Below are 15,806 nucleotides of genomic sequence, written 5' to 3'. Positions count from 1 at the left end.
GTCGGGAGTGCAAATGCTGATGTGGTCTGTGCGCCGCTGGTTTTGGGACATCCTCGCCTGGTTGAAGTTTTTTGCGAGCAGGCCGCTCGTCATCAAACGGCCGTCGACCGCATGGCGCCACATCACCCCGAAGCCGATGATCCAGGCGATTCCGGCAGTGCAGCTGCACAACGTGATGGTCTGCGCACGCGCAGACGTCCCCAAAGATGAACAGAAGTGGGTGCACACCACCTTCTATGACATCCAGGTTTGGCTCTACAAAGCTTTTTCACCCATGCAGCGACGCCTACCGGAGATAGACGCCGATCCGCAGGTAGCGCTGAAAAAAGCGTACAAAGGTCCGCGTCGCAGACTATTCGATGCGCCCCGGATGCCGGCCGAGTTCCTCGGTAGTCCAGACCTTGGTTCGCTGGCAGTACGTGGTCCCTACGCGTGCTACACACAGCGCTCGGCGCGTCGCGCGGCATGGGAATGGGACCTTCGCATGCTCGACAACTACCAGCACCACCGCGGGCTGTTGAAGATCGGTTCGCGTGTGTTGTTCCGCGTTAACAAGGTCCGACGTTCGTTAGAGGCATATGAGATCGACTGCGTGCTGGGCAATTCGATCACACCGAACGACCCAGAGTGGGACCAGGCCACCAAAATAGTGTTGTGCGCAGCCTCGACGCATCTTTCACTCGTACGCCACTACAACTGGGTACACCTGGCAGGTGGAGCCCAGTTAGCCATCGCTACGCGCAATTCCCTGTCAGCCAATCATCCTCTGTTCAGGCTGTTGTGGCCGTACGTCTACGGCACCCAGCAAAGCAACGACATGGTCACCCGCGGGCAGATGGAACGCGGCGGCGACTTCGAGACGACCTTCAGCCTGACCTTCGAGGGGATGTGCAAACTATTCGACGACACCTACCTGCAATATTCCCACGACGTGAACGACCCTGAGGAGTACGGCAAATCACGCAAAGTGCGCGGTGCCGTTTTCGATACGCCGACGCAGGATAACCTCGAAGCGCTGTTCGACGTCCTGCACCGATATGTGCGCAACTACCTGGGAATCTACTATCCGCGAAAAGCCCGCGGCAGCAACAGTATTCACCAAGATCCAGAGACGCTAGCGTGGCTGGGTGAACTCAACACGGTTATTCCCAACGGAGTTGGCGTAAACCCCACCAGCTTTACCTGGGATGAGTTGGCGCGGATGCTGGCGGGTCAACTGTACTCAGTGACAGTGCAGCACGAGATCCTCGGCAGCTGCATGTGGAACTATCAGCTGTGGACGCACCGTCAGCCGGCGCGGATTTATAGCGATTTTCGGCGCGAGCCGTTGGATATCTACCAGCGACTGGTGAACTCAAACTTCAACCTGAATGTGCATCGACGCGCCCTGATGGATGACTTCGACAGTCTCGCGCTTGATTACCGCGCCCAGCTCGTCATGATCCAGTTCCAGGCCGACCTCGCCAAGCTGGAGGCTCAGATGAGAAGCCAGCCGGATGCAGTGTGGCGGCTCTACCCAAGCCAGCTGAAGGTCAACATCAACGCCTAAAAAGCACCGACGAGCGCGCGGCGATATACCCGAGGCAGCCGGCAAGCACTGTGAACTTGGCGAGAGCCGCTGTCCTGGCGCGCCGGGCGTTGGCCGCGACGCGATTTCCGTTGAGCACCTTGAGAAGCGAAACACCTTCTACCGCATCGCCCGCCACCGCAACTACCACCAATACCGGAAGCACAGCGGAGTGCCCGCGTCGGCGGCGCACTCGATCGAGCCAGACGGCAAGCAGCGCGCCGTAACTCGCCATGTAACCGAAATCGAGCCACATTGACAGCCGCGCAAATCGGCGACCCTCCGGCCCCCATGCGTCCAACATGACTTCGGCCCGAGAAGCGGTGCCTGCCAGTTCGAAAGCGATGATTCCTGGGCCACCACCGCGACGAAGTCGTCGCTCGATCGAGAGCATGATAGCCGTGTAGGCGACGAACACCCCCGCCGACTTCGCCAGTAGATCCCCACGTCTGACGTTCTTCACCGTCGCACCAAAGCCTTTCGCAGTTCGCCGGCCAAATCACCACGCTGGCCGGCCGTCACGCCGGCCAGCCCCAACCAGCCCGCCATCGCCTGCAACTCACCGGCCAGCGCTTGGGCGACGTGCGACGGTGAACGATCTGCCTCGACAAATGCCGCCACGACATGCAGCGCGTCCGCGGTTCGATCGGCCTTGAGGTCGACCCGTCCCACCAACTCGCCGTCGAGCAGAAACGGCCATACGTAGTACCCGTACTGTCGCTTGTTCGCCGGCGTATAGATCTCGACGCGATAGTGGAAATTGAACAGCCGCTCGACCCGCGGGCGGAAGAAGATCAGCGGGTCGAACGGGCACAGCAGTGCCGTGCCACGATCACGTCGCGGAATCGATTGTCCCGCAACTAAATACGCTGGTGCTGGCCACCCGTCAACAGTCACCTGCTCCAGCTCGCCGTCGGCTATCAGCTTGGCGATCGCCGGTTTGGCCTGTCCGGCTGCCAGCCGGAAGTAGTCGCGGATGTCGGCCGCGGTAGCCACGCCCAACGCGGTTGCGGCGCGCAGCATGAGCTCACGGACAGCGTCTTCTGCAGCGACCTCCCGGGCCAGCACCTCGGCGGGCAGCACCTTCTCCGTCAGGTCGTAATGCCGGGCGAACCCCACCCGGGTCGACGTCGTCAGCGTGCCTGCGGCGAACAACGCTTCGGCAACCCACTTGGTGTCACTGCGATTCCACCAGGCCCCTTTCGCGCGGCGAGGCACCTCCGCAAGGTGGTTCTCGATCTGGCCGGCAGTCGACGGGCCCAACTCGGCGACGGCGGCCACGATATCGTCGGCCAGTTGGGGGTTGGCCTTGACGATGTGTTTGCCCCACCGCCCGTGCCGGTATTCGCGCATCCGCCAGCGCAGCAGCGGCCAATCGTCGACAGCCATCAGCGCGGCCTCGTGCGCCCAGTACTCCACCAGCAGCCGCGGCGAGCGGGCGCTGTGCGCCCACGCAGCGCGGTCGAGCACGTCGCGGTCGTAAGGCCCGAGCCGGCTGAACACCGGCGCATAGTGCGCGCGTACCGCGACCGACACTGAATCCAGTTGCAGTACCTGGATACGCGAGATCAGCCGACGCAGATGTGCACGGGTGATCTGCCCAGCTGGCCGCGGCTCGCTAAACCCTTGTGCCGCAACAGCTATGCGTCGAGCCTGAGCTACGGTCAGCCTGGAGGACACGCGCTGAGAATACGGCCCTATTCCGACGGATTCTTGAGTTCTTGATACGCCGACTCGAGAGTGGCCGGAACCCCTTCCAGGTCGCGGTAGACGCCCACCAGCTGTTCGAGAACGACGATCCGCTGCTTGCTCGCCTCGTCCGCAGCTCGTTGGGCCTGCTCACGGTAGTGATCAGCCTCGTGCTTCGCGTCGGCGAGGAGTTGTTCGCGCGCTTCTTGCGCGTCGGCGCGCAGGGCGGCCAGTTCGGTCTGAAGGTCTTCCTTGGTCTTCTCGTACTCGGCTTCCAGCGTTTCGCGCCGCCCAGCCAACTCGGCCAAGACCTCTTGCTGCTTTTGCCGCGCCCTCTCGGCCTCGGCTTCGGCCGCCGCGACCATTGCGTCGGCTTCGGCGCGCGCCTCGGCCTGCATCTCGGACACCTCGTCGACCGTCCGTCGCAGCATGTGCGCCATCCGCTTTTGCACCGCGTGGGGCGACGGTGAGGTGTCCGTGAGGAGGCCCACCTCTTTGCGGAGCGCAGCTGCTTCGTCGCCGACGTCCTTGAGTCGCGCCCGCAGGTTCTCGACGTCATCGAGCAACAATTGCTGTTTGGTGGCCAGCATCTCGACGTGGGCATCGACCGCCGCCGGCTGATAGCCCATGAATGTACGAGTGAACGTCTTTGCGGATTCGGGTTCCACTGGTCATTCCTCCTTCGGTCAAGCGTGGCAGGTCGGTCGTGATCAGACCAATTGTGTCAGGCCGTACCAAAGGTGCAGGTCAACTGCGGTGGTAGCGGTGGAACCGGTACCGCAGCCCAGCGTCGCTGGTCTGCCACTCCCCGGGCGTGCCGACCCAGGCTTCGTCGAGCACCGGGGCGATCGCGTCACCGTCGTCGCGAGGTATGTCGATGTCGATCTCGGTGACCTCGCACCGCTCGGCCCGTGGCAGAGCCAGGGTGTAGATCTGTTCGCCGCCGATCACCCAGGTTTCCGGCTCGGTCAGCGCGTCGTCAAGATTTCCCACCACGGTCGCGCCCTGCGCGGTGAAGTCCGATTGGCGGGTCACTACGACATTTCTGCGGCCCGGCAGCGGCCGGAACTTCGCCGGCAGCGAATCCCAGGTGCGACGACCCATCACCACGGTGTGACCGGTGGTGACCTCTTTGAAGTGCGCCAGGTCCTCGGGCAGTTGCCATGGAATGCCGCCGTCGCGGCCGATCACACCGGACGTCGACTGCGCCCAGATCAGGCCCAGTCCAGTCATACGCTCATACTGCGACGGGGGCTTTGATCGCCGGGTGCGGATCGTAGTTCTTCACCACGACATCGTCGTAGGTGTACTCGAAGATCGAATCACGTTGCGCCAGAACTAGTTCGGGGTACGGCCGTGGGTCACGATCGAGCTGGGTTCGGACCTGCTCGACGTGGTTGTCGTAGATGTGGCAGTCGCCGCCGGTCCAGACGAAATCGCCGACGCCCAGGCCCGCCTGGTCCGCCATCATGTGGGTGAGCAAGGCGTAGCTGGCGATGTTGAACGGCACACCGAGAAACAGGTCAGCGCTGCGCTGGTAGAGCTGACAGCTCAGCTTGCCGTCGGCGACGTAGAACTGGAACAGCGCGTGGCACGGCGCCAACGCCATCTGCGGGATCTCGCCGACGTTCCAGGCCGACACGATGATGCGCCGCGAGTCCGGGTCGGTCCGCAGCAGGTTCAGCGCCGAGCTGATCTGGTCGACGTGCTCGCCGGACGGTGTGGGCCACGACCTCCACTGCACACCGTAAACCGGGCCGAGATCGCCTGTTTCGCTTGCCCATTCGTCCCAGATCGTGACGCCGTGCTCATGCAGCCAGCTGACGTTGGAGTCGCCGCGCAAAAACCACAGCAGCTCGTAGACCACCGATTTGAGGTGGACTTTCTTGGTGGTGATCAGCGGGAAACCCGCGGACAGGTCGAATCGCATCTGGTGGCCGAACAGGCTGCGGGTTCCGGTGCCGGTGCGATCGGATTTGGCTGTTCCCTGCTCCAGCACCAGCCGCAGTAAGTCCTCGTAGGGCGTGGGGATCGGCACGCGTTCAGACTAGCGGCGATCGCAAGCGCTGCGAAGCAGGGCGCGGCGGGTCGCCGCCATCGGATCTAGCGGCGATCGCAAGCGCTGCGAAGCAGGGCGCGGCGGGTCGCCGCCATCGGATCTAGCGGCGATCGCAAGCGCTGCGAAGCAGGGCGCGGCGGGTCGACGCCATCGGATCTAGCGGCGATCGCAAGCGCTGCGAAGCAGGGCGCCGCGGGTCGACGCCAAAAAATTCCGTCTATACCCGGGGAGTAGAACGGATCACATGCCGAACATCACCGACACCGTCACCACTGCCGATGGCTCCTGCCCAGTCCGCTTGTTCACTCCCGAGGGACAGGGGCCGTGGCCGGGCGTGGTCATGATTCCCGACGCCGGCGGAGTCCGGCAGACCTTCTTCGATATGGCCGCCAAGCTGGCCGACTTCGGTTACGCCGTGCTGCTGCCCGACGTCTATTACCGCCAGGGCGACTGGGCGCCGTTCGACATGAAGACCGCATTCAGCGACGACAGCGAGCGCAAGCGCCTGTACTCGTTCATCGGCAGCATCACCGCCGAAAAATGGGCGTCCGATGCGAACGCGTACTTCGACTACCTCGCGGCCCGGCCTGAGGTCAGCGGCACCAAGTTCGGCATCACCGGTTACTGCATGGGCGGGCGCGCGTCGTTGATCGTTGCCGGTCGAGTGCCGGACCGGGTTGCGGCCGCGGCGTCCTTCCACGGCGGCGGGCTGGTCACTGACAGCAGCGACAGCCCGCATCTGAAGGCCGACCAGATCCAGGCCACGGTCTATGTCGGCGGCGCGGAGAACGATGCGTCGTTTACCGACGACCACGCCGAACAGCTCGAAAAGGCCCTGACCGCGGCCAACGTCAAGCACAAGATCGAGAAGTATGCGGCCGGCCACGGGTACGCCGTACCGGACAACGGGTCGTATGACCCCGACGCCGAAGAGCGGCACTGGGCCGCGATGCGGGAGGTCTTCGCAGCGAACCTCACCGCCTGATGCACGTCGATGCGATGACGGTTCCGCAGCCGCTCGGACAGGTCGGCGACCTGGCCCGGCGAACGCAGTCTGCGGGATTCTCCGGCCTGCTGTTCACCGAGACGGGCCGCACGGCCTACCTCAACGCCGCGGTGGCGTCGCAGGCCGCCCCGGGCCTCGAGTTGTCCACTGGCGTCGCGGTCGCGTTTCCACGCAGCCCATTCGTCACGGCGGCCGCGGCGTGGGAACTCCAGGAAGCGACCGGCGGCAACTTTCGGCTGGGCCTGGGCACGCAGGTGCGCACACACGTCGTGCGGCGGTACGGCGCGGCCTTCGAGCGGCCCGGGCCACGGTTGCGTGACTACCTGCTCGCGGTCAAGGCCTGCTTCTCGGCGTTCCGCTCCGGGAAGCTCGACCATCACGGTGAGTTCTACGACCTCGACTTCATCACTCCGCAGTGGAGCGCAGGACCGATCGACGCTCCCGATCCCAAAGTCGAAATCGCCGCGGTGAATCCGTGGATGTTGCGGATGGCCGGCGAAGTCGCCGACGGCGTGCACGTCCATCCGATCGGCGAGCCCGGCTACATCGGCCGTCACGTGCTGCCGAAAGTCGCTGAAGGAGCGGCGATTGCGGGCCGGCCAGCCTCCGACGTCGCGATCATCGTGCCGGTCATGACGATCGTCGGCGACACCGACGAAGAACGCGACAAGCAACGTGACGCCGTGCGCGCCAGCATGGCGTTCTACGGCAGCACACCCAATTACGCGTTCATCTGGGACGAGGCCGGCTTCGAGGGCACGACCGCGCGGATTCGCGAGAAGCAGAAGGCCGGTGACTTCGCCGGGATGGCCGCGCAGGTCAGCGACGAGCATGTCGCCGCTTTCGCCACCGAGTCGACATGGGATGCGTTGGCCGGCAAGCTGATCGACAAGTACGGCGCGACCGCGACGCGGCTGGTGCTCTACAACGCCGTCGGTGACCCGGAGCGTTTCGAGCGGTACGGCGAAGTAGCCCGACTGGTCAGCGCCCGATCAGCTTCTGCATGAAGCTGGGATAACGCGCCCCCTGCACCTCGATAGCCGCTGAGGCAGCATCGATTTCGCTGAGGTCATCGGCAGTCAGCTCGACGTCGGCCGCCGCCAGGTTTTCCTCCAGCCGCTCCAATCGCCGGGTGCCAGGGATCGGCGCGATCCAGGGTCGCTGGGCGAGCAACCATGCCAGCGCGATCTGCCCCGGCGTCGCGCCCTTCCGGTCGGCGATCGTCTGAAGCAGGTCGACCACGGCACGGTTCGCGTCACGAACGTCAGCGGCGAACCGCGGAATGCTGCTGCGGATGTCCGAGCTGTCGAATTGGGTGCTCTCGCTGATACTTCCGGTGAGAAAACCCTTGCCGAGCGGGCTGTAGGGCACGAAGCCGATGCCGAGCTCAGCCAGCGTCGGCAATATTTCCGTTTCCGGTTCGCGCCACCACAGCGAATACTCGCTCTGCACCGCGGTCACGGGTTGCACGGCGTGGGCGCGCCGAATCGTCTGCGCCGACGCTTCGGACATGCCGAAATGCTTCACTTTGCCGTTCTGGATCAGTTCTTTGACCGTCCCGGCGACGTCTTCAATCGGGACATCGGGGTCGACGCGGTGCTGGTAGAGCAGGTCGATGCTCTCGACGCCCAACCGGCGCAGCGAATTGTCGGTCACCTCGGAGATGTGTTCGGGTCGGCTGTCGAGTCCGACGATGTTGCCGTCGGCGCCGAACTTGAAGCCGAATTTGGTCGCGATCACAACTTGACCGGCGAACGGCGCTAAGGCTTCGCCGACCAGTATCTCGTTGTCTCCGTACGCTTCTGCGGTGTCGAAGAACGTGACACCGCGCTCGACGGCGGCACGGATTACCGCGATCATCTCTGCGGTGGGCCCGGACGGGCCGAAGCCGCGGCTCATTCCCATGCAGCCCAAACCGATCGCCGAAACCTCGAGGTTCTGGCCGAGAGTCCGCTTGTCCATGTCCGACTCCATTTTTAAGACGGCGGTAGGTTGACCAGTTCGGCCAACCGGGTCCGATGACGGTAGGCGGTGCCGAAGGCCAATTGATCGCTCTTGGCCCGCTTCAGGTAGAGATGCGCCGGGTATTCCCACGTCATCCCGATACCGCCGTGCAACTGAATGCATTCCTCGGCGGCATGTACCGCGGCGCCGCTGCAGTAGGCCTGCGCGACGGCCGCCGCGATCGAGGCGTCTGCGTCGCGCCGGGCACAGGTGTCGGCGGCGTAGCGGGCCGCCGCCGCAACCGAGTTGAGCTCGACCCAGATGTCCGCGAGCCGATGCTTGATGGCCTGGTAGGACCCGATCGCGCGGCCGAATTGCTTGCGCTGCTTGGCATAAGCCAGCGTCGTCTCGAAACACCACTGCGCGGCGCCCAATTGCTCGGACGATAGCAGGGCGGCACCCGTCTCCAGCGCCGCCGCGATGGCGGCGTCGGCCGGGGCGTTGCCGACCCGCGAGGACGGGGCGCCGGACAGGTCGATATTCGCAAGGGGTCTCGTCATGTCCAGGGCGAGTATCGGCGACACGGTGACGCCAGCCGCGTCGCGCACGACGGTGTGCAACTCCAGCCCACCGGCACCGGCGACCGGCACCACCAGCACGTCGGCCTCGGCCGCGCCGGCCACGCTGGTGATCCGTCCGGTCAAAGCGCCGCCGGCGGCGCTGACGCCGGCAATCGCGTCACCGGGCGCGGTGGACAGCGGAACCGCGAGCGCAGCGGTCACCGACCCAGCCGCCAGGCCCTTGATCGTGTCGGTGTCCCCGGCCTGCAACAGCGCGACGGTGGCCAGCACCGCGCTGGACAGGAACGGCACCGGCGCGACGGCCCGGCCGATCTCCTCCATGACGACGGCGGCCTCACGGGCGCTTGCTCCCGCACCGCCGAGATCTTCGGGGACCAACAGGCCGGCCATCCCCAGCTCGGCCGCCAGCGTATGCCACACACCGGAAAAGTCTTGCGACGCATCATCATAGACGCGTGATACCGATTCCGGCGGGCACCGGTCGGCGAACAGCCGGCGCACGCTGTCCCGCAACGCGTCCTCGGTGTCGGAATACAGCAGATCGCTCATCGGTCCAGATCCTTAAAGGCAATGTCCTTGTCCACCCGGTGTTCCGGAGGCAGGCCGAGGATTCGCTCGGCGATCGTGTTGCGCAAGATCTCCGACGTGCCGCCCTCGATCGAGTTGCCCTTGGCTCGCAGGTATCGGTATCCCGGTTCGCGGCCGACGAAGTCAACTCCTTCGGGTTGACGCATCGTCCAATCGTCGTATTGCAGTCCGTCTTCGGGGTGCAACTCGATCTCGAACCCCGAAACCGCTTGCGCCAGTCGGGCAAACGCCACCTTCATTCCGGCGCCCTCGGGCCCGGGCTGGCCAACGGCCATCCGTTGGCGCAGCCGCAGGGCGGTCAGCCGAATCGCCTCGGCGTCCACCCACAGCCGCATCAGCTCGTCGTGCATCGCCGGGTTGCGCAGCTCGGGTTGCGCCCGCCAGACGTCGGTGACCTTGCCGATGATCCCGCCTTCACGGGTGCCGCCGGCCATCGAGCCGATAGCAACCCGTTCGTTGTTCAGGGTGGTCGTCGCGACCTTCCAGCCGCCGCCCTCCGCGCCGAGGCGGTTGGCGTCGGGCACCCGGACATCGGTGAGAAAGACCTCGTTGAACTCGGCTTCGCCGGTGATCTGCCGCAGCGGCCGGACGTCGACACCGGGATCAGTCATGTCCAACACGAAGTAGGTCAAGCCTTGATGTTTGGGAACCGTTGGGTCGGTTCTCGCCACCAGTATCGCCCGCTGGGCTTTCTGCGCACTGGACGTCCAGACCTTCTGCCCGTTAACGATCCAGTCGTCGCCGTCGCGCACCGCGCGGGTGGAAACGCCAGCCAAGTCCGATCCCGCGCCCGGCTCGCTGAACAACTGACAGTAGAAGTGCTCTCCGGTGAACAACGGTCGCAGAAACTCTCGCCGCTGGTCCTCGGTGCCGAAGGCGGCAATCGTCGGTGCCGCCATGCCCATCCCGATGCCGTTGTGCGGTCCGCCTCCCGGCGGTGCACCCGCGGCGGCCAGCTCCTCCTCGACCTGCGCCTGGAAATTGCGCGAAAGTTCAAGCCCGCCTGAGCCGATAGGGAAGTACACCCAGGCCAGTCCGGCGTCGAACCGCGCACCCAGAAATTCCCGTGGGTCGCCAGCCGGGTCGTGCTCCTCGAGCAGCGTCTGCACCCGTGCGTGCAGGTCGTCGGCGCTCACCGGAAACCTGCCGGATCGCCGAGCAGCCGGCCGCCGTCGAGCACCAACGTCTCACCGGTGATCCAGCTCGACTCGTCCGATACCAGGAACGCGACCGCGGCCGCCACGTCGTCGGGCTCGCCGATGCGGCCCAGTGCAGTCCCCCCGGCCACCAGATCTTCGTGGTCTTTCCACAGCGCTTCGGCAAGTTTGGTCCGCACCACGCCCGGAGCGACGGCGTTCACTCGCACCCGTGGCGAAAGTTCCAGTGCCAATTGCTTGGTGACGTGGATCAGCGCGGCCTTGGTCGCGTTGTACATGCCCATATTCGGCGCCTGGTGCATGCCGCCAATCGATGCCGTGTTCACCACCGCCCCGCCGTGCTCACGCATCCATGCCTTCGCCGCCAGCGAGGTCCACAGCAGCGGCGCCCAGAGATTGACGTCGAAGGTCTTGGCGAAGCGGGCGTGATCCTGGTCGATCAGCGGGCCGTACGCCGGGTTGGTGCCGGCATTGTTCACCAGGATGTCGATGCCGCCGAAGCGTTCGAGTGTCAGGTCGACGCAGTGTTTGGCCGCGTCCTCGTCGACGGCGTGCGCGGCCACTCCGATTGCGCCGCTGCCGATCTGCTTGGCCGCGGCGTCCGCACTGTCCTGTTTGCGTGAGGTGACGACCACGTTGGCGCCGGCGGCGGCCAAGCGCTCACCAACGGCCAGACCGATCCCCCGCGACCCGCCGGTGATGATCGCGGTGCGACCTTTCAGATCCGATGACGTCATTGCAGACCCTCCTGTAGTGAGTGCTGATACCGCCGCATTCCCTTGAGCCACCGGTCATAGTCACCGGCCTTCTGCCGATACATCTCCAGCACGGCGGGATGCGGAAGAATCAGGAACCGCTCGTCGGCGATGGCGTCCAGCACCACATCGGCGACGTCCGCGGGCTCCAGCACATCACCCGCGGTGGTGACCGCCCGGTTCGCCAGGCGGGCCAGCATGTCGTCGGAATCCCCTGGCGAATTCAGCAGATTGGTGTTGACGCCCATCGGACACAGACAACTGACCCGCACACCTTGGTCGCCGTAGGTGATGTTCAGCCACTCGGCGAAGCCGACGGCGGCGTGCTTCGTGACCGAGTAGGTCGCCGACCCGAGTTGGGTGAGCAGTCCGGCCGCCGAAGCGGTGCTGACGAAGTAGCCCTCCCCGCGCTCGACCCAACCGGGCACCAGCAGTTGCGCGGCGCGAATGTGGGCCCGCAGGTTGACGTCGATGGAGCGGTCCCACTCGTCCTCGGTGACGTCCAGGCCCGACACGCCCGTGATGCCCGCATTGGCGAAATACAAGTCGACTCGACCGAATTCGCTTTCCGCACGCTGAATCAACTGCTTGATCTGCGCGGTGTCGGAGACATCAGCACCCACACCGACCGCCGCGCCGGACCGCTCGGCGTTGATTCCGTCGGCCACTGCGTGTGCGGCATCGGAGTCCAGATCGGCGACCACGACTCTGGCATCCTGCGCCGCGAGCTTGGCCGCAATCGCGCCACCGATGCCATTGCCGCCGCCGGTGACGATGGCGACCTTGTCGGCAACCTTCACAACCGATTCCTCCTCGCCGCGGAACAAAGATCGCCCGCAGATCACCGATCCGAAAGCGGGCTGTTGGACAGCCCCCACGCTAGTGGGCCTCGGAAGGGGCCGGTAGGTGCCCATCGAGCCCGGCGAACGACAGTCCGTGAACGCCATCGAGGCAGCTGCAGGTTCTCAAAACCAGATGGCGGATCGTGATGCCTCTAGCTGCAGCTTTCAGATTCTCAGCCAATGTCGGAGGCGTTTTATCACCTTGGTGACGAATCTCAGGACCGTACGGTTGTGCGAGATTGGGCCCTGACATTCCCTACCTCGGCGTCGGTCTCTTCAGTGCTCGCGTAAGCAAGACATCCGGCCCGTGATTACTCGCAGACTTGCTCCAGGAATCGGTCCAGCGTCTCGCGGCTGAACCCGCCACCGAATGCAGCAATGTGGCCCAATGGGATCGACGCCGCTACCCGGGCGATGTCCACGCCGAATTCGTTGTCCAACGCGTCGGCCACCGGGGCAATGTTCTGCGCCGCGAGGGAGGCGAATAGCGGTCCGGCGGTCGAATGCGCCATAACTTCCGCGATTGTGGAATCCTCGGTCAGCGGGAGGGTCAGCGTGTCACCGTTGATGTCGACGACTGTGGCGCCGCGGATATCCTTGCTGGAACTGCCGACGTGGATCGTGTACGCGCCGCCCTCGACGATCCAGCCGTCGACACGCTCCTCCCAGTAGGCCAAGTCGTTGCGGGTGATGCGAAGCGTTACCTCCGCGGTTGCTCCGGCGGCAAGGTCGATAGCTTGAAATGCCTTCAGCTCCTTGGGCGCTCGCCGCACGCGCGAGTCCGGCTTGGACACATACACCTGGATGATTTCACGACCATCACGATCACCGGTATTAGTGACAGGAAGCGTGACGACGAGGTCGTCGCGGTCGGATTCGGCGCGAACCGTGCCGTAAGAAAACGTGGTGTAAGACAGGCCGTGACCGAAGCAATAGGTCACGTCGATCTTGCGTGCGTCGTACCAGCGGTAGCCGACGTAGATGCTCTCGCCGTAAAGGACTTGCGAATTCTCCCCGGGAAAGTTCAGAAACGAGGGAACGTCTTCAAGGCGAACCGGCACCGTCTCGGCAAGGCGGCCAGAAGGGTTCACGGCCCCGAACAACACGTCGGCGATCGCTCCACCGCCGGCTTGTCCAAGCAGACCGCCGTCGAGGATGGATTGCGCCAGTCGGTCCACTTCGGCAAGTCTGACTGCGCCCCCGTGAGAGAGCACCACGACGGTGCGGGGCTGAACCGCCACCACTGCCCGCAACACGTTCAGTTGCTGTTCAGGCAGATCGATGTGGCCTCGGTCGAATCCCTCGGATTCTTCGCGGTCGGGGAGGCCTAGGAACATGACCGCGACATCTGCGTCCGCAGCGATCGCGGCAGCATCGTCTCGGAGGCGATCGGCGTCGCCGTCCACACCGAAGCCAGGGGCGTAGGAGACGTCGCCGAGAGCCTGTTTTCGAATCTGCTCCAGCGGGATGTCGAGCCGCGCAGCGTTGACATGAGAACTGCCGCCGCCCTGATAGCGGGGCTGCACGGCGAAAGGCCCGATGACCGCCAAGGCACGACTGGGGTCGAGCGGGAGGAGGCCGTCTTGATTCTTCAGCAGCGCGATGCAGCGCCCTGCGATCTGTCGAGCCAGAGCATGGTGGGCGTCGAGGTCGACGGGACGAGCACTTGCCGCACCGTCGGCGATGCGCTGCAACATGGTCAGGACGTTGCGGGCTGCGGCGTCGACCGTGACTTCGTCCAGTTTTCCCGCCTCAACCGCGGCGACGACCGTTTCATCCAGGGTCAGGTCGCCGCCGGGCATCGCGAGGTCTAGGCCTGCGGCCATCGCCGACACCCGGTCACCGACCGCACCCCAGTCACTGACCACCGCGCCGTCGAATCCCCATTGGCCGCGGAGGATCTCGGTGAGCAGCCATCGGTTCTCCGATGCGTAGACACCGTTTACCTTGTTGTAGGAGCACATCACCGTCCACGGCCTAGACTCGGTGACCACTCGTTCGAAACTCTTGAGATAGATCTCGCGCAGGGCCCGAGCATCGACCTGAGAATCCGAGCGCATCCGGTCGTGCTCCGCGTTGTTGGCCGCGAAGTGCTTGACCGACGCGCCGACGCCGTGGCTTTGCAATCCGCGGACCCACGCAGCGCCGAGCACACCGCTGAGATGCGGGTCCTCGGAGTAGTACTCGAAGTTGCGGCCGGCGCGGGGATCGCGCTTGATGTTCACGCCGGGTCCTAGCAACACGCCGGCACCGTTCGCGCGGGCCTCGTCGGCTAGGGCCGCGCCCACCCGCTCAACGAGTTGCGGATCCCAACTCTGACCCAGCCCGGCAGCCGGTGGGAAACAGGTAGCCGGGGCACTCGGGGAAATGCCGATGTGGTCCTCGGCCCCTACCTGGGCACGGACTCCGTGCGGCCCGTCGGTCAGGATCGCAGCGGGCAATCCGGCGACCGTCTTCGTGCGCCAGAAGGAGGCGCCGCTGCTTAGACTTGCCTTCTGGCGGAGGGTAAGGCCGTCGGGCAAAGGATCATTGGTCATATTGTCTCTCTCGTATTCGGCGGTGCTGTCGGCGCCCAGCGCTCGGCGCAACCATTGAGTCGAGCCATGCGAGAGTTTCCACTTGTCATTGTGGACGAGAAGACAGAGATTAAGTATGGACTATGGAGTTGCGCACCCCGGGCCACGCCGGCCGAGGGCCGGCGCAACCGAATCTGTGCCGGCGCTGTCACGGCAATTGGGCCTATCTCCCGCGTCGGTCATCCAGCAGGCAGATGCCTTGCGCGGGAATACCTTTGTCGCACCGCTAATTCGCGTCCCGGCGCTAGGCCATCCGCAAGCAACTTGGTGCCCATAAACACGTCAGCCATGGGCGAATGGTGTCGGATCGCGCTGACACCTGCGCCGAGACTTAAACCCCTGTGAAAGGGAGCCGCGGCTCGTCGCAACGGTTTACGTGTCGGCACACGCAACTGCGCTGGCGCAGTCACGCTGATGCAGGCTGCTCCTGCGGAACGGGCACGGCGAACAGGTTCAATGTCGCGGACACCGTGTGATAGATGCCGATGAGGATCACCATGTCGGTCAATCCCTTTACGCCGAAATGCCTTTCGGCTTCTCGGTACAGCGTCTCGTCGACACGATGACGGGTTGACAACTCCCGCGTTAGCTGTGCGGCCGTGGTCTCCTCCGCACTGAGGTCGCCGGGTATTCCGCCGGTAACAAGCACCCGGATGGCGTCCTCGGATATGCCGACTTTCCGCGCGGCGGCAGAATGGGCGTACAGCTCGTACTCGGACTGCCAAACGGCACCGACGGCGAGGATGACCACCTCGCGGACCCGCGGGCTCAACGACGTGTGGTCCCGCTCGCCCAGCAACAGCGCGGCAGACGCCGAGGTCATTGCCGGGTTGAGCAGCGCAGCGTTGAACGGGCCGATCAATCGCCCGTCGTCGGTGGTGCTGCGGAAGCCGGTTTCGTCGGCCCACGGGACCACGGCGCTCGTCATCTTGTCGAAGAGTTCCTGTTGCGCCGCATCTAGTTCCGCGGGATCTGCCAGCGGCAGACGTCCGCCCAAGGCGTCGCTGTGATCAGACATGTCGTTGTTCCTGTTCTAGAGAGG

The 15,806-nt window shown here is 64.8% G+C and carries 15 protein-coding genes; 3 read left to right on the top strand and 12 right to left on the bottom strand.

The annotated features are described in order from the left end of the window. Nucleotides 1-13 precede the first annotated feature (13 nt). Nucleotides 14-1,549, top strand: a complete 1,536-nt coding sequence (locus tag G6N27_RS00940) for a lipoxygenase family protein (protein ID WP_163774481.1) — start codon at nt 14-16, stop codon at nt 1,547-1,549. Here G6N27_RS00940 and G6N27_RS00935 read toward each other — a convergent pair. From G6N27_RS00935 to G6N27_RS00915, 5 genes are all read right to left on the bottom strand, one after another. Continuing rightward, nucleotides 1,539-1,985, bottom strand: coding sequence for a hypothetical protein (locus G6N27_RS00935; protein WP_163774479.1), 447 nt, complete (start codon nt 1,983-1,985; stop codon nt 1,539-1,541). The genes G6N27_RS00940 and G6N27_RS00935 overlap by 11 nt on opposite strands. Before the next feature lie 41 nt (nt 1,986-2,026). Continuing rightward, on the bottom strand, nt 2,027-3,247 hold the full coding sequence (locus G6N27_RS00930) for a winged helix-turn-helix domain-containing protein (RefSeq protein ID WP_163774477.1): 1,221 nt from the start codon (nt 3,245-3,247) through the stop codon (nt 2,027-2,029). A 17-nt stretch (nt 3,248-3,264) separates the two neighbouring features. Beyond that, nucleotides 3,265-3,924, bottom strand: coding sequence for a cell division protein DivIVA (locus G6N27_RS00925; RefSeq protein WP_372513030.1), 660 nt, complete (start codon nt 3,922-3,924; stop codon nt 3,265-3,267). Between the two features lie 79 nt (nt 3,925-4,003). Further along, nucleotides 4,004-4,489 (bottom strand): dihydrofolate reductase, encoded by a 486-nt coding sequence (locus tag G6N27_RS00920; RefSeq protein WP_163774475.1) that lies wholly within the window; start codon nt 4,487-4,489, stop codon nt 4,004-4,006. Nucleotides 4,490-4,493: 4 nt separating this feature from the next. After that, nucleotides 4,494-5,294 (bottom strand): thymidylate synthase, encoded by an 801-nt coding sequence (locus tag G6N27_RS00915; RefSeq protein ID WP_163774473.1) that lies wholly within the window; start codon nt 5,292-5,294, stop codon nt 4,494-4,496. Between the two features lie 265 nt (nt 5,295-5,559). On the opposite strand from G6N27_RS00915, the gene G6N27_RS00905 reads away from it, so the two are divergent. Both G6N27_RS00905 and G6N27_RS00900 read left to right on the top strand, forming a co-directional pair. Beyond that, nucleotides 5,560-6,300 carry a dienelactone hydrolase family protein gene (locus G6N27_RS00905; protein WP_163774471.1) on the top strand — a complete coding sequence of 247 codons (741 nt, stop codon included), beginning with the start codon at nt 5,560-5,562 and terminating at the stop codon, nt 6,298-6,300. Next, nucleotides 6,300-7,328 carry a TIGR03617 family F420-dependent LLM class oxidoreductase gene (locus G6N27_RS00900; protein ID WP_163774469.1) on the top strand — a complete coding sequence of 343 codons (1,029 nt, stop codon included), beginning with the start codon at nt 6,300-6,302 and terminating at the stop codon, nt 7,326-7,328. Before G6N27_RS00905 ends, G6N27_RS00900 begins: the two co-directional genes overlap by 1 nt. Here the strand turns inward: G6N27_RS00900 and G6N27_RS00895 are convergent. The 7 genes from G6N27_RS00895 to G6N27_RS00865 all read right to left on the bottom strand — a co-directional run bounded on the left by G6N27_RS00895 (nt 7,303) and on the right by G6N27_RS00865 (nt 15,782). After that, nucleotides 7,303-8,283 (bottom strand): aldo/keto reductase, encoded by a 981-nt coding sequence (locus G6N27_RS00895; protein ID WP_163774467.1) that lies wholly within the window; start codon nt 8,281-8,283, stop codon nt 7,303-7,305. The genes G6N27_RS00900 and G6N27_RS00895 overlap by 26 nt on opposite strands. Nucleotides 8,284-8,297: 14 nt before the next feature. Further along, on the bottom strand, nt 8,298-9,395 hold the full coding sequence (locus G6N27_RS00890; RefSeq protein ID WP_163774465.1) for an acyl-CoA dehydrogenase family protein: 1,098 nt from the start codon (nt 9,393-9,395) through the stop codon (nt 8,298-8,300). Next, entirely contained in the window at nt 9,392-10,570 is a 1,179-nt protein-coding gene (locus G6N27_RS00885) for an acyl-CoA dehydrogenase family protein (RefSeq protein ID WP_163774464.1), read from the bottom strand. Before G6N27_RS00885 ends, G6N27_RS00890 begins: the two co-directional genes overlap by 4 nt. Then, nucleotides 10,567-11,328 carry an SDR family oxidoreductase gene (locus tag G6N27_RS00880; RefSeq protein ID WP_163774463.1) on the bottom strand — a complete coding sequence of 254 codons (762 nt, stop codon included), beginning with the start codon at nt 11,326-11,328 and terminating at the stop codon, nt 10,567-10,569. Before G6N27_RS00880 ends, G6N27_RS00885 begins: the two co-directional genes overlap by 4 nt. Then, nucleotides 11,325-12,146, bottom strand: coding sequence for an SDR family oxidoreductase (locus tag G6N27_RS00875; protein WP_163774462.1), 822 nt, complete (start codon nt 12,144-12,146; stop codon nt 11,325-11,327). The genes G6N27_RS00880 and G6N27_RS00875 overlap by 4 nt, the downstream gene beginning before the upstream one ends. Before the next feature lie 353 nt (nt 12,147-12,499). Next, nucleotides 12,500-14,725: a glycoside hydrolase family 3 C-terminal domain-containing protein gene (locus G6N27_RS00870; protein ID WP_163774461.1), complete on the bottom strand. Its 2,226-nt coding sequence runs from the start codon at nt 14,723-14,725 to the stop codon at nt 12,500-12,502. 445 nt (nt 14,726-15,170) lie between these two features. Continuing rightward, a complete protein-coding gene (locus G6N27_RS00865) occupies nt 15,171-15,782 on the bottom strand; it encodes a carboxymuconolactone decarboxylase family protein (RefSeq protein ID WP_232064824.1) in 612 nt (203 codons plus the stop codon). Between the last annotated feature and the right edge of the window lie 24 nt (nt 15,783-15,806).

The sequence above is a fragment of the Mycobacterium cookii genome (assembly GCF_010727945.1).
GTDB classification, from domain to species: domain Bacteria; phylum Actinomycetota; class Actinomycetes; order Mycobacteriales; family Mycobacteriaceae; genus Mycobacterium; species Mycobacterium cookii.
The sequence above is the reverse complement of the archived record's forward strand: the minus strand, read 5'-3'. Positions and strand labels throughout refer to the sequence as shown.